Here is a 19,027-nt window from a genome sequence, read left to right on the forward strand (position 1 = left end):
AACCCTTCAGAGTTTCGATAGTTTTTCGGCCAGGAGGGAGTTTACGACACCGGGGCTTGCCTTGCCCGCCGTCGCCTTCATGACCTGCCCGACGAGGAAACCCAAGGCGGCCTTCTTGCCGGCCTTGTAGTCTAGGGCGACCTTGGCGTGCTCGGCCAGGACCCCGTCCACGACGGCGCCGAGCGCGCCCGCGTCGGCGACCTGGGTCAGGCCCTCGCGGCTGACGATAGTCCGCGCATCCTCACCCGAGCGGTACATCTTCTCGAAGACGTCCTTGGCGATCTTGCCGCTGATGGTCCCGTCCTCGATGAGCGTGATGAGGCCCGCGAGATTACCGGGCGAAATGGCGCAGGCCGCGACCGCGCGCTCGTCGTCGCCGGGCAGCTCGCGAAGCAGCTCGTTGAGGATCCAGTTGGCAACGGCCTTCGGCTTGCCGCATTGGGCGACGGCGGCCTCGAAGTAGTCGGCCAGCGCGCGGCTCCCGGTCAGAAGGTCTGCGTCGTAGGCGGTGAGCGCGTGGGCCCGCATGAAGCGCACGCGACGGGCGGCCGGCAGCTCGGGCAGCGTGGCGCGCACGGCCTCGATCCAGCGCGCCTCGACGTTGAGAGGCGGAAGGTCGGGCTCGGGGAAGAAGCGGTAGTCGTGGGCGAACTCCTTCGAGCGCATGGAGACCGTCTGCCCCTTGTCGGGGTCCCAGAGGCGCGTCTCCGGCACGATCCGCTCCCCGGCGTCGAGCGCGCGGCCCTGCCGCTTGATCTCGTACTCGAGAGCGTGCTGGACGTTCCGGAAGGAGTTCATGTTCTTGACCTCAACCTTGGTCCCGAGCGGGGTCGCCCCGGCCCGCTTCAGCGAGATGTTGGCGTCGCAGCGCATGGACCCTTCTTCCATGTTGCCGTCGCAGACACCCAGGTAGACGACGATGGCCCGGAGCCGCCGCAGGTAGGCGCCCGCCTCCTCGGAGGTGCGGATGTCCGGCTTGGAGACGATCTCCATGAGCGGCACACCGGCGCGGTTGAAGTCCACCCGGCTCGACTGCGCCGTCTCGAGGCTGCCCTCGTGGATGAGCTTGCCGACGTCCTCCTCGAGGTGGAGGCGCTCGATGCCGATCCGGCGCGCGGCGCCGTCCACCTCGATGTCGAGATGGCCGTGTTCCGCCAGCGGCTCCTCGTACTGGGTGATCTGGTAGTTCTTCGGCATGTCCGGGTAGTAGTAGTGCTTGCGCGCGAAGCGGTTGTCCGCGTTCACGATGCAGTCGATCGCCAGCGAGGTCTTGATCCCGAACTCGACCGCCCGCCGGTTGATGACCGGCAGCGTCCCCGGCATGCCCTGGCAGACGGGGCAGGTCTGGGTATTGGGCGGCGCGCCGAAGACCGTCGAGCAGCCGCAGAACATCTTACTCCGCGTCAGGAGCTGCGCGTGGACCTCGAGGCCGATGACGACGTCGTACGCCCCGCTCATGCGGCGAGCTCCGGCTTTCTCTCCCGCCACGTGGTGGCCGCCTCGTACGCCCTGGCCGTGCGCAGCAGCATCGCCTCGTCGAAGGCCTTGCCGATGACCTGGAGCCCGATCGGCAGCCCCGCCTTCGTGAAGCCCGCCGGCACGGACAGCCCCGGCAGCCCCGCGAGGTTGACGGGAATGGTGAACACGTCGTTGAGGTACATGGAGAGCGGGTCTTCCTTCTCGCCGATCTTGAACGCGACGCTCGGCGTGGTCGGGGCCACGATCACGTCCACGCGCTCGAAGGCTTTCTGGAAATCGCGCTGGACGAGCGTGCGCACCTTCTGCGCCTTGCCGTAGTAGGCGTCGTAGTAGCCGGCGGAGAGCGCGTACGTGCCGAGCATGACGCGCCGCTTGACCTCGGCGCCGAACCCCACCCCGCGCGTCCGGCTGTACATGTCGATGAGATCGCGCGCGCCGGGGACGCGCAGGCCGTACTTGACCCCGTCGTAGCGCGCGAGGTTGGAGGAGCACTCGGCCGGCGCGATCAGGTAGTACGCGGCGAGGCCGTACTCGGTATGCGGCAGCGAGATGCTCTCGGTCTTCGCCCCAAGGCCCTTCAACGTCTCGATGGCCGCCCGCACCGCCGCTTCGACTTCCGCGTCCAGTCCCTCGATGAAATACTCCGCGGGAATCCCGACCTTCAGGCCCTGGACACCCAGCCCGAGCTCCGCCGCGTAGTCCGGCACCGGGATCGCGGCCGAGGTCGAGTCCAGGGGGTCGTGGCCCGCTATCGCCTGGAGCATCAGCGCGGCGTCCAGGACGTCCTTGGCGAACGGGCCGACCTGGTCGAGGGACGACGCGAAGGCGACGAGGCCGAAGCGCGAGACGCGCCCGTAGGTCGGCTTGAGGCCGACGTTGCCGCAGAAGGCCGCGGGCTGGCGGATGGAGCCGCCCGTGTCGGTGCCGAGCGTCGCCGCCGCGAGGTCGGCGGCCACGGCGGCCGCCGAGCCTCCGGAAGACCCGCCGGGCACCCGCGAGAGATCCCACGGGTTGCGCGTCGTGAAATAGGCCGAGTTCTCCGTGGAGGAGCCCATGGCGAACTCGTCCATGTTGAGCTTGCCCAGGATGACCGCGCCGGCTCCGAGGAGCCTGGCGACGACCGTCGCATCGTAGGGCGGCACGAATCCCTCGAGGATCTTCGAGCCGCAGGTGGTCCGCACGCCCCGCGTGCAGAACACGTCCTTGACGCCGAGCGGGACGCCATCGAGCGGGCCGAGGGGCGCGCCGGACTTGAAGCGCGCGTCCGCCTCCGCCGCCCTGGCGAGCGCGGCATCGCCCGTGACGGTCAGGTACGCCTTCACCGTGGGATCGAGCGCCGCGATGCGCGCGAGATACTCCCGCGCGGCCTGCGTAGGCGTCGCGTCTCCCCGCCGGAAGCGCGCGCCCAATTCGTGGATCGTGAGGTCGGTCAGCATCCCTTTACTCTTCGATGGACTCTTCGATGATTCGGGGCACGCGGAAGAACTCGCCGCTCCGGTCGGGCGCGTTCGCCAGCATCTCGGCCTGCGGCAGCGACGGCGCGGGCACGTCCTCGCGCATCACGTTGGTCATGGGCACGGCGTGGGAGGTCGGCGGCACGCCCTCGGTGCGGAGCGCCCGGAGCTTGTCGATATAGGACAGGATGCCGTCGAGCTCGCGGCGCATGCGCTCCTTCTCGGCCGCCGAGAGCGCCAGGCGCGCCAAACGGGCCACGTGGTCCACTTCCTTCATCGTGATCTTCGGCTCGGCCATAACTACAGCTCCTCCGGTAACGGGGGCCCGCCTGGCGAGCTGCAGCCGCCGGCGAGGCGAGCGGACGCCCACAATCTGGCCCCCGTACTCCCCCCGTCCGCAGACATCCCTAGATCTCCTCCAAGTGCGCGTATTGGAGGGAGAGGCGCTTGCGGCCGACGCTGGCGAAGTGGACGGTGGCGATGACGTCGCTGCCTTCTCTCTGGATGCCGACCAGGAGCCCCTCGCCCCAGCGCGCGTGGCGGAGCTTCGCGCCGACGCGGAATGGCAGGTCGGGGTCCTCCACCACCGCCGGCAGGCTTGCCGCCGCCGCGCGCGGCACGGTAGGCGAGGGCCGCGACGCGTTGAGTAGCACGAGCTGCGCCTCCGGAACTTCCAACAGAAAACGCGATGGCTCCCCCGCGCCATAGCCCTGGATGCGCCTGTGGAGGGCGTAGGAGAGCCACAGCCGCTGTTCCGCCCGCGTGACGCCGACGTAGAAGAGCCGGCGCTCCTCCTCGAGCTCCTCGGCGTCGTTCATGGAGCGCGAGTGCGGGAAGACGCCCTCCTCCAACCCGGTGAGGAAGACCGCTGGGAACTCGAGCCCCTTGGCCGAGTGAAGCGTCATGAGCGTGACGCCTTCGTCCGTGTCGTCGAGGGAATCCACGTCAGCCACGAGAGCGATCGAGTCGAGGAAGGCTTCGAGCGGCGCGCCCTCGGCGCCCGCCGCCTCCTGGGCGACGACGAACTCCTCGGAGGCCGCCACCAACTCTTCGATGTTCTCGAGCCGCGCGTCGGCCTCGGCCGTCCGCTGCGCCTTGAGGGCATCGCGGTAGCCGGAGCTGCCCGCCACTAGGTCGATGAGCGCCGGCACGGTCATGGTCGCCCGCCGCTCGGCCAGGCGGGCAAGGAGCCGCGCAAAGTCTTCGAGGGCGCGGCGCGCCTTGGGCGTCACGTCGGCGGGTAGCGCCGCGCAGGCCGCCAAGAGCGGGATCCCGCGCCCCCGCGCGGCCTCGGACAGGCGGTCGAGCGTGGCCTTGCCGATGCCGCGGCTGGGCGCCGCGACGGCTCGGCGGAAGGCGACGTTGTCCGCCGGGTTGACCGCGAGACGCAGGTAGGCGATCACGTCCTTGATCTCGCGCCGCTCGTAGAAGCGAACGCCGCCCACGATGACGTAGGGAATGCTCGCGCGCCGGAGCGCGTCTTCGAGCACGCGCGACTGGGCGTTGGTCCGGTAGAACAACGCCACGTCGTCGTAGTCCAGGCCCTGGCCGTGCAGGGACCGGACCGTCTGCGCCACCCAGCCCGCCTCCTCGTTCTCGTCCCAGGCGCGGTAGACCTGCGCCCGCTCGCCTTCGTCGTTCTCCGTCCAGAGGCGCTTGTCCCGGCGCGCGCGGTTGTTCGCGATGACCGCCGAGGCGATGTCGAGGATGCGCTTGGTCGAGCGGTAGTTCTGCTCGAGCGGCACCACGAGGCAGTCGGGGAAGTCCTTCTCGAAGTCGAGGATGTTGCGCAGGTCGGCCCCGCGCCAGCGGTACACGGACTGGTCGGGGTCGCCGACGACGCAGAGGTTCCTGTGCTCCTGGGTCAGGAGCTGGATGATGCGGTACTGGGCGCGGTTGGTGTCCTGGTACTCGTCCACCAGCACGTGGGTCCAGAGCGCGCGGTACCAGGCGAGCGCCTCGCGGGACGTCTCGAAGAGCCGCACGACCAGGAGCAGGAGGTCGTCGAAGTCGGCGCCGCCCGCCGCCCGCAGCTTCTCTTCGTATCTCCGGTAGAGCGTCGCGATGCGCTCCTCGCGGGGCGTACGGGCGAGGCGCTCGGCTTCTTCCACGGACAGCATCTGGTTCTTGGCGTGGCTGATGCGGTGGACGATGGAGGCGGGCGTCTGCTGCCGCTCGTCCATGTCGAGCTCGCGCATGGCCTCCTTGACCAGCGTGAGCCGATCCTCCTCGTCGTAGATGACGAAGGACGGCGTAAGCCCGACCAGCGTCGCGCGCTCGCGCAGGATGCGCACGCAGGTCGAGTGGAACGTGGCGATGAGCGGCGGGCGGATCCCGGCCGGCAGGACGAGGTCCTCGACCCGGCGCCGCATCTCTCCCGCGGCCCTGTTGGTGAAGGTCACGGCAAGCACGTGGCGCGGATGGACGCCCTCGACGCCGAGGAGCCACGCGATCCGGTGGGCGATGACGCGCGTCTTGCCGCTTCCGGCGCCGGCCAGCACCAGCACCGGGCCCTTGGTCGCCTGGACGGCCTGCTGCTGGGCGGGATTGAGCGAGGCGAGAACTGTCTCCGGGGCGACGGCGGACCGCAGCATGGATATGTACGATATCACAGCGGCGCCGCGTCATCCCACAGCGGCTCAGCTCGGGCGTGCGTACTGGGTCAAGTTGCGAGCCAGATCAACCCAGCTCTCGCCTCGGGGCTACGCCCCTCACCTCGAACGGCCACGCCCGAGGGAGCCAGCTTTGCCTAGCGTACGTGGCAGTTCGAGCTGAGTCGCGCAGCCACGAGGCGAGGGCTGAGACAGTTGTACGTTGAGCGTCGCTGGCGATCGAGAACGTGGAGGTTCGAGCTGAGCGGCCCCGCCGCGAGGCGAGGGCTAAGTAAATCTGGCGAAGTAAATTGGCCCAGTACGCCGGCGCGGCTATTCGACGGTGACGGACTTCGCGAGATTCCGCGGCTGGTCCACGTCGCGCCCGAGGCGAACCGCGACGTGGTAGGCCAGGAGCTGGAGCGGGATGGCCATCAGGATGGGCGAGAGCAGCTCGGCGGCGGCCGGCACCGTCAGCACGCGCGAGGCGCGCGCGCCGATCTCGCGGTCGCCCTCGTGGGCAAGGGCGATGATGCGGCCGTCCCGGGCGCGCACCTCCTCGACGGTGCCCATCATCCGGTCGTAGGAGGAATCCCGCGGGGTCAGCGCGACCACCGGCATCGTGTCGTCGATCAGCGCGATGGGGCCGTGCTTCATCTCCCCCGCAGGGTAGCCCTCGGCGTGGAGGTACGACAGCTCCTTGAGCTTGAGGGCGCCCTCGAGGGCGATCGGGTAGTGGATGCCGCGCCCGAGGAAGAGGAAGTTCTTGTACGCGGCCAGCTCCTTCGCGAGCTCGGCGATCTCGGGCTCCTTCTCGAGAGCCCGCTCCATCAGCCGGGGCAGCTCGAGCAGCCCCTGGATGTGCTTGCGGCCGTCCTCGGCCAGGAGCGCCCCCCGCCGGCGGCCCAGCCAGAGCGCCAGGAGATAGCAGGCCGCGAGGGTCGCGGTGAAGGTCTTCGAGGAGGCCACGCCGATCTCGGGCCCCGCGTGGGTGTAGAGCACGCCCGTGGACTCGCGGGCGAGCGCCGAGCCGACCACGTTGGTGATGCCGACGATGGGCGCCCCGCGGTCGCGCGCGGCCTTGACGGCGCCGAGCGTGTCGGCCGTCTCGCCCGACTGGGACAGCGCCACCACGAGCGTCTCGGGCCCGAGCACGGCGTCGCGGTAGCGGAACTCCGAGCCCAGGTCGACCTCGGCCGACAGCCCTGCCAGCCGCTCGACCATGAAGCGGCCGACGATGGCGGCGTGGTACGACGTCCCGCACGCGATGAAGACGACGCGCTGGAGGCCCGCCACCACGTCCGGGTCGAGGCCGATCTCGGGCAGCACCACGGTGCCGCTCTCGGGCGACACCCGGCCGCGCAGCGTGTCCGCCACGGCGCGCGGCTGCTCGTAGATCTCCTTCAGCATGAAGTGCCGGTAGCCGCCCTTCTCCGCGAGAATCGGGTCCCACATGATCCGGGTGGCCGTGCGCGAGACGGGCGCGCCGGCGAGATCCGAGATCTCGACGCCGTGCCGCGTCACCACCGCCACATCCTCGTCCTCGAGGATGACGACATCGCGGGTATGCGCCAGCAGGGCGGGGATGTCGGAAGCGAGGTAGGTCTCCCCCTGCCCCAGCCCCACCACGACGCTGCCGGCGCCGTGCTTGGCCGCGACCAACCGGTCGGGCGCGGCCTTGGACAGCACCACGATGGCGTAGGAGCCTCGGAGCTCCCGGAGCGCCCGGCGGACCGCGTCGTCCAATCGGGGCGTGTCTTTGAGGTGCCGCTCGATCAGGTGCGCGATGACCTCCGTGTCGGTCTCCGACGTGAAGACGTGCCCCTCGGCCCTCAGCCGCTCCTTGATCGGCAGGTAGTTCTCGATGATGCCGTTGTGGACCACGACGAGGGTGCCCGAGCCGTCCGTGTGGGGATGGGCGTTGTCGTCGGTGGGCCGCCCGTGCGTGGCCCAGCGCGTGTGGCCGATGCCGATGCGCCCGTGCACGGGGTGCTCGCGCAGCAGGCCTTCGAGCACCTTGATGCGCCCGGCCGCGCGCCGGACCTCGAGCCCCTCGGGCCCCAGCACGGCCACGCCGGCCGAGTCGTAGCCGCGGTACTCGAGGCGCTTGAGCCCGTCCACGATGACGCCCACCGCGTCCTTGTCACCGATGTAGCCGACGATCCCGCACATGGCGTCAGTCCTTGGCCTTCCGGGTTTTCTTCTTGCGGGCGGCCCAGCCCGCGCGCACTTCCTGGCGCGCGCGGGCGACGGCCAGCGCCCCGGCTGGAACGCTCTTGGTGATCACCGAGCCCGCGCCCACGTAGGCGCCCTCCCCGATGGTGACGGGCGCCACGAGGCTCGAGTTGGTGCCGACGAATGCGCCGGCGCCGATCTTGGTCTCGTGCTTGGCGACGCCGTCGTAGTTGCAGGTGATAGTGCCCGCGCCGATGTTCGCGTTGTCGCCGACGGTGGCGTCCCCGATATACGAGAGGTGCGGCACCTTGGCGCCGCGGCCGATCTTCGACTTCTTCAGCTCCACGAAGTTGCCGATCCTGGCGCCGGCGCCGACGTGCGACTGCGGGCGCAGGTGGCAGAACGGGCCGAGCTGGGCCTCGGCCTCGACGATGGCGTCGGACAGCACGCAGTAGGGCCTGAGGGTGACCCGGTCGCCGATGCGGCTGCCGCTCACGTGGCAGCCCGACCCCACGACGCACTCCGCGCCTATCGCGGTCGTGCCCTCCAGCACGGCGCCCGGGTAGATCACCGTGTCGGCCCCGACCGCGACCGTATCGTCCACGTACGTCGCCGCCGGATCCAGGATGGTGACGCCCTCCACCATCAGGCGCTCGAGGGTGCGCCGCCGAAGCACCGCCGCCACTTCGGCCAGCTGCTTTCGGTCGTTGATGCCCATGCACTCCTCAGGATGCGGCGCCGCCAGCGCTTCGACCGGCGCCCCGCTCGCGGCGAGAATCGAGACGACGTCGGTCAGATAGTGCTCGCCCTGATCATTCTGCGGCGTCACGCGGTCGAGCGCGGGCCAGAGCCGCCTGGCGTCGAAGCAGTACGTGCTCGTGCCGATCTCGCGAATCGCCCTTTGGGCGGGGGTCGCGTCGCGGTGCTCGATGATGGCGACCGGCCGGCCGCCCTCGCGGATCACGCGCCCGTAGCCCGCCGGATCCTCGGCCTCGGCCGTGAGGAGCGTCGCGGCGGCCGCCGTTGAGCGGTGGTGGTCGACCAACGCGCGCAGGAGGGCTTCTGACATGAGCGGCTGATCGCCCGGCAGCACGAGGACGGCGCCCGCGCCATCGCCGCAGGCGCCGCGCGCCCGGAGGAGCGCGTGCGCGGTGCCGAGCCGCTCCTTCTGTTCGACGTAGGCGAGATCGGGCGACTCGCCGACGGCCGCGCGCACGTCGTCGGCGCCTCGGCCGACGACCAGGACTCTCCGCGCGCCGAGCGCGCGGGCAACCCGCACGGGGTAGTCGATGAGCCGCCGCCCGCCGAGCAGGTGCAGCGCCTTGGGACGGCTCCCGCGCATGCGCTTGGACTCGCCGGCCGCCAGGATCACCGCGGTGAGCGTCTTCATGATCATCACTAGATTAGCACGGGCCGTGCCATCACCGGTTGAGCGGGCACGGCTGTTCGCAAGTCGCGCGTTGGCGCGAACTTATCACCCACGTTCAACATGCCAAGAGGCATGTTGAGGATAAATGACGATGAACGATGCTGTGTCATTTGCGTAGATGAGACAGGAGGCGGGCGATCCTGTTGGGCAATGGAGACGACAATTCGACCGTCTCACCCGTCGCCGGGTGGACAAAGGACAGCCCGGCCGCGTGCAGGGCCACGCCGCCTAGACCCTCGACGAGATCGGCCGGCAGCGTGTCGTACTGCCGCGCGCGCTTGGCGCCGTACGTCGCATCGCCCACCAGCGGGTGACCCAGCGATGCCAGGTGGACGCGGATCTGGTGGGTGCGGCCCGTCTCGAGCCGGCACTCGAGATACGTGTAGCCCGCGAAACGCTCGAGCGCGCGGAAGCGCGTGACGGCGCGCTTGCCCGTGCCCGCGCGCGCGACGGCCATGCGCACCCGCGAGCGCGGGTCGCGCACGATCGGCGCGTCGATCGTGCCGTCGTGGGGCGCGATGACGCCATGGGCGAGGCACAGGTAGCGGCGCGACATGGTGCGCTGCTGAAGCTCTACCGTGAGCGCGTCGTACGCCTGGCGGGTCTTCGCGAGCACGATGAGCCCGGACGTGCCCTTGTCGAGGCGGTGGACGATGCCGGGCCGACGCGGACCTCCGACCCCCGCGATCTCCGGGGCGTGCGCCAGCGCGGCGGCGGCCAGGGTGCCGGTGGACCGTCCCGCTCCCGGGTGCGTCACCATGCCCGCGGGCTTGTCCACGACGAGGATGTGGGCGTCCTCGTAGACGATCGTAAGGGGGATCGCCTCGGCGGCCAATACCTCCGGCGCGGGCGGCGGGACCACGACGTCGACCCTCTCGCCCACCTTGAGCCGGTGCGCGGCCTTGCGCGCGGCGCCGTTCACGCTGACGTGGCCGCCGTCCACGAGCGCCTTGATGCGGGTGCGTGACAGGTCGGGCAGCTGCGTGGCCAGCCACAGGTCGAGGCGGCGGCCCGCCTCGGCCGCGCCCACGGATGTCCCCACGCGCCGGGCGGCCCCGATCGTCATGTCCGCGGCGGCTTCGCTGTCAGCATGCGCAGCGCGAGGAGCGCCACGCCCACGCTGATGGCCGAATCGGCGACGTTGAAGGCGGGCCAGTGCCACCCGCGCCAGTAGAAGTCGAGGAAGTCCACCACGGCCCCGAAGCGCGCGCGGTCGATCAGGTTGCCCGCCGCGCCGCCGAAGATCATGCCGATGGCGACGGCCGCGACGAGCCCGCCCTCAGGCAGGAGGCGCGTGGCCAGCGCCGCGAGGACGCCGAGGGCCCCGATGGAGAGCAGCGCGACGATCCAGCGCCAGCCGCGCGGGACGCTACCAAGCATTCCGAACGCCAGGCCCGGGTTCATCACGAGGGTCAGCGAGAAGAAGCCGTCGATCATGTTCACTGGGACGCCGGGTCCCAGGCGGCGCAGCGCGAGCCACTTCGCGGCCTGGTCGAGGATCAGGACAATCCCGCCCAGCGCCGCCACCAGCCTCATGAGCGGGCGAGCACCACCGGCATGCAGCGATCGCAGAGCGCGGGGTGCCGGGCGTCCGCCCCCACGCCCGCGCTCCAGGTCCAGCAGCGGTCGCACTTCTTCCACCCGAGGGCCTGCCCGGGAACGACGGCCAGCGCCAGCCCCGGAATGTCCTGGCTGTCGTAGGCGATCCCGGCGCCGTGGGGCGCCAGCGAAGCGAGTCTCACGGCCGACACGTTGAAGAGCGTCGCGAGCAGCTCTTCGCCCTTGCCGGCGAGCAGCGGGCGCCACTGCTCCTCGGGCGCGCTCGTGACGTAGACGACGGCGTCGATACCCTTGCCGATCAGCCCCTGCTTGCGCGCTGTCTCGAGCGCGCGCGAGACCTCGCCGCGCACCTCGAGCAGGCGCTCCCACTCGCCGCCGAGCCGCTCGTTGATCCACTCGCCGCGCTCCTCGGGGAAGGTGACGAGGTGGACGCTCTCGGGCTTGCCCCGGCCGGGGATGTAGCCCCAGACCTCGTCGGCGGTAAAGCTGAGGACGGGCGCCAGGAGCCGCGCCAGCGCCGTCAGCACTTCGAAGCACACCGTCTGCGCCGCGCGCCGCTTGGGGTCGTCGGACGCCGACACGTACAGGCGGTCCTTGATGATGTCGAGGTAGAGCGCCGACAGGTCCACGGCGCAGAAGTTGTGCGCGGTGTGGAACACGACGTGGAACTGGTACTCGTCGTAGGCCCGGCGCACGCGTGCGATCAGCTCCCCCAGGCGCAGGAGCGCCCAGCGGTCGATCTCGTCCATCTGGTCGTACGACACCCGGTCGCGCTCGGGGTCGAAGTCGGCGAGCGTGCCGAGAAGGAAGCGGAAGGTGTTCCGGATCCGCCGGTAGGCGTCGGACAGTCGGTTCAGGATCTCCTTCGAGAGACGGATGTCCTCGGAGTAGTCCTCCGACGCGACCCAGAGCCTCAGCACGTCGGCGCCGTACTTCGGGAGCAGCTCCTCCTGCGTGACGTAGTTGCCCTGCGACTTGGACATCTTGCGGCCCTCACCGTCCACGACGAAGCCGTGGGTGAGACACGAGCGGTACGGCGCGCGGTCACGCGTGCCGACGGCCTCGAGCAGCGAGTGTTGGAACCAGCCGCGGTGCTGGTCCGAGCCCTCGAGGTACATCTCGGCCGGCCAGCGGAGCTCGGGCCGCGTCTCGAGCACCGCCGCGTGGCTGCACCCCGAGTCGAACCAGACGTCGAGGATGTCCGTCTCCTTGCGGAACTCCGCGCCGCCGCACTTGGGACAGCGCGTGCCGGGAGGCAGCAGATCCTTCGCGGCGCGCGCGTGCCACTCGTCGGCGCCCCGCCCATCGCGCATGATCGCGGCGACGTGCTCGACCAGCCGCTCCTCGAGGAGCAGCGCCTCGCACCCCGAGCAGTAGAAAGCCACGATCGGCACGCCCCAGACGCGCTGGCGCGAGATCGTCCAGTCGGGGCGGTGGGCAACCATGTTGAAGATACGCTCGCGCCCCCAGGCCGGGATCCAGGCTATCTCGTGCTGGATGGCGTCGAGGGCGCGCTGGCGCAGACCCGTCTTGTCCATCGAGATGAACCACTGCTCCGTGGCACGGAAGAGCGTCGGGTTCTTGCAGCGCCAGCAGTGCGGGTACTCGTGGCTGAGCGGGACCTCGGCAACGAGCGCGCCCACCTGCTTCAGGTGCGCGATGATCTTCGGGTTGGCCTCCCACACTGTCAGGCCACCGAACTCGGTCACTTCGGGCACGAACCGTCCGTCGTCGTCCACGGGGTTGTAGATCTTGAGCCCCGCCTTGCGCCCGAGCTCGTAATCCTCCTCGCCGTGTCCGGGGGCGATGTGCACGAGCCCCGTGCCCGTGTCCATGGCGACGAACTCGGCCGCGAGCACGGGCACGTCGCGGTCGATCCACGGGTGACGGGCGACGGTGCCCTCGAGCGCGCTGCCCGGCACGGCCACGGCCGTGAGGGCGGCGCGCCCGCGAACGCCCGGCAGCCCGGCGAATGCCTCGGCCAGCGGGCGCGCGACGACGAGGGTCTCGCCGTCCATCTCGACCGTGGTGTACGTTTCGCCCGGGTGGACCGCGATGGCGAGGTTGGCGGGCAGGGTCCAGGGCGTCGTGGTCCAGATCACGAGCGAGGCGCGCTTGACGCCTAAGGCACGTAGGAGAGCAGGCGACGCGGACTTGACGGGGAACTTGACGTAGACCGAGGGCGTGGTCTGGTCTTCGTACTCGACCTCGGCTTGCGCAAGCGCCGTCTTGCAGTGCATGCACCAGTGCACGGGCTTGAGACCCTTGTAGACGATGCCGCGCCCGACGAACCGGCCGAACTCCCGCGCGATCACCGCCTGGTAGGCCGGCTCCATCGTGATGTACGGGTTCTTCCAGTCGCCGAAGACGCCCAGCCGCGTGAACTCCTCGCGCTGGATGTCGATGAACTTGCGCGCGTGCTCGCGGCAGCGGCGGATCTTCTCCATGGGGTCCATGGCCCGCCGCACATCCAGGCTCGCCGTGTCGAGGCCGAGCTCCTTGTCCACCTCGTGCTCGATCGGTAGCCCGTGGCAGTCCCAGCCGGGCACGTAGACGGCGTTGTGTCCCAGCATCGAGCGCGACTTAACGACGAAGTCCTTCAGAATCTTGTTGAGCGCGGTGCCCATGTGTATGCGGTTGTTGGCGTAGGGGGGACCGTCGTGGAGGATCCAGAGGGGGCGCTTCGCCGAAGCCTCGCGGAGGCGGCTGTAGATGTCCATCTCCTCCCACTGCTTGAGCATCTCCGGCTCGAGCTTGGGCAGGTTCGCCTTCATCGGAAAGGACGTCTTCGGGAGGTTGAGCGTGTCCTTGTAGTCCATAGAGGAAGAAACGTAACACCGATGGGTGTTTAGGGCAAGAAAGCCCCCCGGCGGGAGGTCCGGCGGACGGCCCGGCGAGGGCTACTTTGGCGCGAGCTCGACGACGCCGCGGGCGTTGTCGATGGTGACGCGGAAGTGGTCCAAAAAGTCCCGCCCGAGGAGACCCTCCGCGCCGCGGCCCAGTTGGGCGTCGTGCGAGAACACACGCAAAGGGCCAACGCGGGCCCCGCCCACTTCCACGCTCTCGAGGCTCACGAGGTAGGCGGACGCGCTGCCGGTCACGCCGCGAATCTGGACCTTGGGGGCGTCGCGGTAGGTAACCCCGAGCCCGATCAGCGCGGTGGGACTGATGGTGGTCCGGGTGGCGCCGGTATCGAGCACGAGCTGCACCGGCGCCCGCCCGTTGATCTTCGCCGTCACCATGATGGGGAGTCCCGGCGCGAACCTTATGCGCGTGACACCATCCGTGACTGTCGCCGCGGCCGGCCCCGAGGGCGCCGGCGGCGGGTCCACCCTCCCGACGGCGCTGGCTCGACTGCGGTAGCGCTCGGGTATGCTGTCCACCCCCTGGCCGAAGTGGGTCTCACCCTTCTCGTCTGTCCAGCGGTAGAGCTGGGCGTGGGCACCCGGCGCCAGGGTCAGCATCAGCACCAGAGCCGCGAGTGCCGAGCGAGGCAGCCGACGCGCTCCACCCATGGCGGCTACTTGGGGGAGATCGTCACGACGCCGGCCGTGCTGTCGATATTGACCTTGAACTGGTCGAGGAAGTCGCGGCCCAGGAGCCCGTCACCCTGCCCCAGATCGACGTCGTGCGCCGCGACGCGGAGCGGGCCCGAGCGCGCGCCGCCCACCTCGATGCTCTGCACGGGCACGAAGAGGACGTCGGCTGTGCCCGTGGCGCCCTTGACCGATCCGCGCACGGCCTCGCGCGAGCCGATGCCCATCCCGGCCAGCACGCGCGGGTTGATCACGGTCACCGACGCCCCGGTGTCGAGCATGAGCTGCGCCGATCCCTCACCGTTGATCTTGACGGACACCATGATGGGCTTGCCCGGCGTGAAGGGGATGCGCGTCACTCCGGACACCTCACCCCCTGCCGGCGACGCGCTCTCGGCGGGCGCCGCCGGTCTCTCCGGATAGGCGAGGAGCTGCGCCTTCGACCGGAAGCGCTCCGGCACGCTGTAGATCCCCTGGCTGTAGTGGATGCCGCCCTGCTCGTCGGTCCAGCGGTACATCTGGGCCCACGCCGGCGCGGGCCAGAGCCCAAGGGTCGCCAAGCACAGCCCAAGGATCGCCAAGCTCAGCCCAAAGGTCGCCAAGCTCAGGAAGCCGGCCGGGAACATCGCGCGCCTCGATCGACTCATCATTGAAGGAGTATATCCCGCCTAGCCGGGGCCCGGACAGGCCAGAGGACCGGGGCGCCAGCGGTTCCAGACGGTCTCGTAGACCACCATCTCGTCGGCGCCGGCCACGGTATTGTGTTCGAGCCTGACCCGGTGGATGGGCGTGAAGCGGTCGGCGCGCGTCGAGAGCGCCGGGAACCACGCGGGAAAGATGATGAGGTAGTCGGGGCAGGCGCGCTCGAGATAGCGAAGGATCCCCGCTTCACCGTCGCGGCGGTACGGAATGATGGCCGGCGTCAGGAGACCCATCACGTCCACCACCTCCCGCCGCCCGAGATAGCCGATGGCCCCTACGTCGTTGAGCGCGAGCCGCGCCCCGGCGGGCGTGTACGCGTCGACCCAGCGCCCAAGGCCCACCTGCATGGCGTCGATGTTCTGCACGGCCCAGGCATACCGTGTCGCGCCGGGGCCGAGCGAGGCGAGTGAGGCGACCAGCAGCAGCGCGCACGCCACCCGCCCCCACGACGGACGGGACCGCGCCATTGACACGAGGGGGACGAAGGCGCTCACCGCCACCACGATGGCCAGCGGCAGAAGCTGTATCGAGTAGCGCCCCTCCTGGAAGGCCGGACCCCGATAGGGAGCCAGGAGCGCCATGCCGAGCGGGTGGAGAAGGAGGATGGAGGCCGGCAGCGCCCAGGCGCGCCCGCCCCGCCGCCACAACACCCAGAGCCCGGGCAGTAGCAAAACGGGCAGTAGCACGTTCACCGAGGCCAGCCAGGCTATCCACTCCCGCTCGAACTGCCAGGGCCTCCCGAGGAAGGTGGTCACCGCGGACTCGCGTGCGCCCGAGAGCAGGCCCAGGAGCCCGCCCTCGATCTTGGCCGCGGCCGTGGCCGGGAGCGGCGTCCCAGTGGTCCTCACGTTGAACGCCACCCACGGGAGGAGGATGACCGCGGGGAGGCCCCACACGATGGCCGAGCGCCTGACAGTCAGCGGTCCCGCCAGCCAGAGAAGCGGGACCAGCAGGACCGACTCGGGGCGCGCGAGCACGGCCAGACCGGCGAGCGCGGCCGCGATCGGGGCGCGGCCCGCCGCGTGCGCGGCGAGGGCCGCCGTCACGAGGAGGGCGGCGAGCGTTACCTCCATCCCGGAGAGCGCACCCCAGACCATGGGCGCGCTCCACGCTGTCACGAGCGCCGCCGTGAGGCCGAGGGCGGTGTCCCCCGTCCATGTAAGGGCCAGCCGCCGCGCCAGCCACGCGGCGCCGAGGGCTCCGGCAACACCGGCCGCCTTCGCCCACGCCGGGTAGGCCCCTCCCGCCTTGAAGAGACCCGCCAGCAGCAAGGTCCAGAGCGGCGCCGTCGAGCCCGAGACGGGGACGCCGGGGTTGTACGCGAAGCCGTGCCCCTCGGCCACGTTGCGGGCGAACTGGAAGTGGATCCACGCGTCGTCGAGGGGAAAGCCGTGGAGGCCCACGGGCCCGGCGATGAGCCGCTCGCGCTGGAGGAAGAACCCGAGCGCCGCGGCGAGGGCGGCGGCGGTGAGGACGAGCGCGCCCCGTCCCTTCACCGCTTGTCGCGGACGAAGGTGTAGCCCGCGTGCTGCGCGCGCCCGCGGCCCAGCGGCAGAACGTAGAGGAAGCGGCCGTACGGCAGCCGGATCTCCTGCAGGCCCCGCGGCCGCGGCACGGTCGGGTCCCAGTGGTCCACGAACCAGACGAGCCGGCGCACGCGGCGCGGGACGGTGACGGTAGAGCCGGGCGTCAGGATCATGGTCGCGGCCGACTGCGGCGCGTAGAAACCGAACGGCATCTCGCCCAGCTGCACCTGGTAGACCGCGTATTCGGGCAGGTAGAACATCGCGTGGCGCAGCCACGGGTACGAGCGCGGGTTGCCGAGCTCGGTGAGCAGCGCCGTGTCCGCCGGGTCGTAGACGGCGCGGATGGTCTCGACATAGGTGCGGATCACCGCCTCGTGCTCGCGCAGCGCCGCGACGGTCCGGCTCATGATCCAGTCGTTCGCCTCATCCTTCGCGCGCCAGACCCACGCGTCGCCGGTACGGTTGTCGAAATGGCGCGGCACCGGGCGCGCGCTGACGAAGAAGCCCGTGCTCACGAGGCAGAGCGGCACGATCGCCGCCGCCGTCAGCCCCCAGCGCCAATTCGGGCGGCGGAGGCGCTCGGAGCCCACCGCGATGGCTTCGGCCAGGACGCGGCTCAACAGGATGACGAGCGCTGGCAGGAAGGTTAGGACATAACCCGCCTGGCCGAAGTGCACGAGGGTGTAGAAGACCGCGGGCGGCACGATCCAGACAAGGAGGAACCATTCCGCCCTGCCCCATCCGGCGCGCCGCGCGTAGAGCGGCAGCGCGAAGGCCGCCAGGGCCAGCGGGCCCAGGCCGACGATCACGGAGGCCAGGACATAGCGGGCCTGGGCCAGCGTCACGTCGATCGAGCCGCCCAACACGGAGGTCGGCAGGACAACGGAACCGTAGAGCTGGGTCGAGGCGCGGAGATAGGCGTTGAGGCCGCCGCTGAGCCAGACGAGCGGCAGGAACCACGAGAGCACGGCGACCAGCAGGAGCGCCGCCGCGAGCGCCAACCGCCGCGCGCCGCGAATGCCGACAACCGCGCAGCCGACGCAGAGTGGGAAGAGCAGCACCAGCACCGACGGCCGGATGCCGCCCACGAGCCCCAACGCCACCGCGCCCCAGTAGAGGCAGCGCGCATCGCCGCGGAGCGCGCCGTACGCGAGGGCCGCGACGAGGGAGGCGCCAAAGGCCTCGCCCGCGTATGTCAGCCCCACCGAGCCGTAGAACCAGAAAAGCGGGCTGACGGCCAGGAGCGCCGCCGCCGACGCGGCAGTGGCGCGCTCGTACAGCGCGCGCGCCAGCCAGTAGACGGTCACCGTCGTGGCGGCGCTGAAGAGCATGGCGAGCGCGACGTACGCGAGGTTCGGATCAGCCAGCGGGATGTTCAGCAGGCGCCCAAGGCCGACATAGAGCAGATACCCGGGCGGGTGAGGCTGGTGCTTGGCGACGTCGAACTCCCGCAGCGCGAGGGCGAACTGCACCGCGTCCCAGTTGTAGAGCATCCGGGCCCGGTACGGCCAGCGCGACAGGAGCGTCAGCACCCCGAGCCCGCCCGCAAGCCAGGCGTCCGCGTGCCGCTCGAGGTGCGAGCGCGCCCGCCCCGCCCAGCGCACGGCGGCGCTCACACCTGCCCCCAGACGCGGTCGGCCGCCCCGAAGATGGCCGAGGAGTCGCCGAGGCCGGCGTGAGCGACCCTGACATCCCGGGAGAGGACGGTGGCGTGAGCCCGCACCTGCCGCTCGAGCGCCGGGGCCAGCCCAGGCACCGTCGTCATGACGCCGCCGCCCAGCACGAGAAGCTCCGGGTTCAGGAGCGTGACGTAGTTGGCTATGGCTTGACCCAGGTACCGCTCCGCGTCGTCCCAGATGCCGCGCGCGAAGGCGTCCCCGGCCGCGGCCGCGCGCGCCACGAGCGCCGCCGTCACGCGCGACGGGTCGCCGCCGGTCTCGGACGCGAGCCGCGTCTCGGTGCCGGCCGCGAGCGCCGCCTCGAGGCGTCGCGCGAAGCCGCGTCCCGAAGCGTAGGCCTCGACGCAGCCGTGCCGGCCGCAGGCGCAGGGCAGCCCGTCGGGCACGACCTGGGTGTGTCCGAGCTCGCCCGCCGCATTGCCCGCGCCCTGGAGCAGGATGCCGTCGACCACGGCGCCCGAGCCGACGCCCGTGCCGACGAAGACGGCGATAAGGCTCTGGACCCCGCGGCCGACGCCGAAGCGGTACTCGCCCCAGGCGGCGGCGCGCACATCGTTCTCCACGTAGACAGGCAAGCCGAAGGCCGACTCGATCTCGTCGCGGAGCGGCACGTTCTCCCACTCGAGGTTCGGAGCGTAGACGACCGCGTGGGTCTTGGGATGAATCTGGCCGGCGGCGGCGATGCCGATGCCGGCGACGCGGGCGGGCTCGGTGGAGTCGAGCAGGCGGCTGATCACGCCCTTGAGGTTCGCGAGAACACCCGGGGAACCCTTCCAGGCCTCGGTCTGCACCTCAACGCGCCCGACGAGCTGTCCCGCGGGGCTCACGAGGCCGCCGCGCAATTTGCTCCCGCCCAGGTCAATGCCAACGGCGTACCGATCGGGGGGCACGGGCGG

At 70.7% G+C, this 19,027-nt stretch carries 14 protein-coding genes; all 14 read right to left on the bottom strand.

The annotated features are described in order from the left end of the window. Positions 1–6: 6 nt before the first annotated feature. Positions 7–1,458, bottom strand: coding sequence for an Asp-tRNA(Asn)/Glu-tRNA(Gln) amidotransferase subunit GatB (gene gatB, locus Q7W02_10180; GenBank protein ID MDO8476543.1), 1,452 nt, complete (start codon positions 1,456–1,458; stop codon positions 7–9). Further along, positions 1,455–2,915, bottom strand: a complete 1,461-nt coding sequence (gene gatA / locus Q7W02_10185; GenBank protein ID MDO8476544.1) for an Asp-tRNA(Asn)/Glu-tRNA(Gln) amidotransferase subunit GatA — start codon at positions 2,913–2,915, stop codon at positions 1,455–1,457. The genes gatB and gatA overlap by 4 nt, the downstream gene beginning before the upstream one ends. A 4-nt stretch (positions 2,916–2,919) precedes the next feature. Further along, on the bottom strand, positions 2,920–3,231 hold the full coding sequence (gene gatC / locus Q7W02_10190; protein MDO8476545.1) for an Asp-tRNA(Asn)/Glu-tRNA(Gln) amidotransferase subunit GatC: 312 nt from the start codon (positions 3,229–3,231) through the stop codon (positions 2,920–2,922). 109 nt (positions 3,232–3,340) lie between these two features. Next, the gene (locus tag Q7W02_10195; GenBank protein ID MDO8476546.1) at positions 3,341–5,527 is read right to left on the bottom strand and encodes a 3'-5' exonuclease; all 2,187 of its coding nucleotides are present in this window, start codon (positions 5,525–5,527) and stop codon (positions 3,341–3,343) included. Between the two features lie 330 nt (positions 5,528–5,857). Next, positions 5,858–7,696, bottom strand: a complete 1,839-nt coding sequence (gene glmS, locus Q7W02_10200) for a glutamine--fructose-6-phosphate transaminase (isomerizing) (protein ID MDO8476547.1) — start codon at positions 7,694–7,696, stop codon at positions 5,858–5,860. Between the two features lie 4 nt (positions 7,697–7,700). After that, on the bottom strand, positions 7,701–9,089 hold the full coding sequence (glmU, locus tag Q7W02_10205) for a bifunctional UDP-N-acetylglucosamine diphosphorylase/glucosamine-1-phosphate N-acetyltransferase GlmU (GenBank protein MDO8476548.1): 1,389 nt from the start codon (positions 9,087–9,089) through the stop codon (positions 7,701–7,703). 145 nt (positions 9,090–9,234) lie between these two features. After that, positions 9,235–10,194 carry an RluA family pseudouridine synthase gene (locus Q7W02_10210; protein ID MDO8476549.1) on the bottom strand — a complete coding sequence of 320 codons (960 nt, stop codon included), beginning with the start codon at positions 10,192–10,194 and terminating at the stop codon, positions 9,235–9,237. Next, entirely contained in the window at positions 10,191–10,664 is a 474-nt protein-coding gene (gene lspA, locus Q7W02_10215) for a signal peptidase II (GenBank protein MDO8476550.1), read from the bottom strand. The genes Q7W02_10210 and lspA overlap by 4 nt, the downstream gene beginning before the upstream one ends. Next, positions 10,661–13,507 (bottom strand): isoleucine--tRNA ligase, encoded by a 2,847-nt coding sequence (gene ileS, locus Q7W02_10220; GenBank protein ID MDO8476551.1) that lies wholly within the window; start codon positions 13,505–13,507, stop codon positions 10,661–10,663. The genes lspA and ileS overlap by 4 nt, the downstream gene beginning before the upstream one ends. Positions 13,508–13,588: 81 nt before the next feature. Continuing rightward, positions 13,589–14,203: a retroviral-like aspartic protease family protein gene (locus Q7W02_10225; protein ID MDO8476552.1), complete on the bottom strand. Its 615-nt coding sequence runs from the start codon at positions 14,201–14,203 to the stop codon at positions 13,589–13,591. Positions 14,204–14,208: 5 nt separating this feature from the next. Then, positions 14,209–14,874: an aspartyl protease family protein gene (locus tag Q7W02_10230; GenBank protein ID MDO8476553.1), complete on the bottom strand. Its 666-nt coding sequence runs from the start codon at positions 14,872–14,874 to the stop codon at positions 14,209–14,211. An 18-nt stretch (positions 14,875–14,892) separates the two neighbouring features. Then, a complete protein-coding gene (locus Q7W02_10235; GenBank protein ID MDO8476554.1) occupies positions 14,893–16,422 on the bottom strand; it encodes a hypothetical protein in 1,530 nt (509 codons plus the stop codon). Then, positions 16,419–18,068: a DUF2723 domain-containing protein gene (locus Q7W02_10240; GenBank protein ID MDO8476555.1), complete on the bottom strand. Its 1,650-nt coding sequence runs from the start codon at positions 18,066–18,068 to the stop codon at positions 16,419–16,421. Before Q7W02_10240 ends, Q7W02_10235 begins: the two co-directional genes overlap by 4 nt. Beyond that, positions 18,065–19,021, bottom strand: a complete 957-nt coding sequence (locus tag Q7W02_10245) for an ROK family protein (protein ID MDO8476556.1) — start codon at positions 19,019–19,021, stop codon at positions 18,065–18,067. Before Q7W02_10245 ends, Q7W02_10240 begins: the two co-directional genes overlap by 4 nt. Between the last annotated feature and the right edge of the window lie 6 nt (positions 19,022–19,027).

The sequence above is a fragment of the Candidatus Rokuibacteriota bacterium genome, assembly GCA_030647435.1.
In the GTDB taxonomy this organism is placed as follows: domain Bacteria; phylum Methylomirabilota; class Methylomirabilia; order Rokubacteriales; family CSP1-6; genus AR37.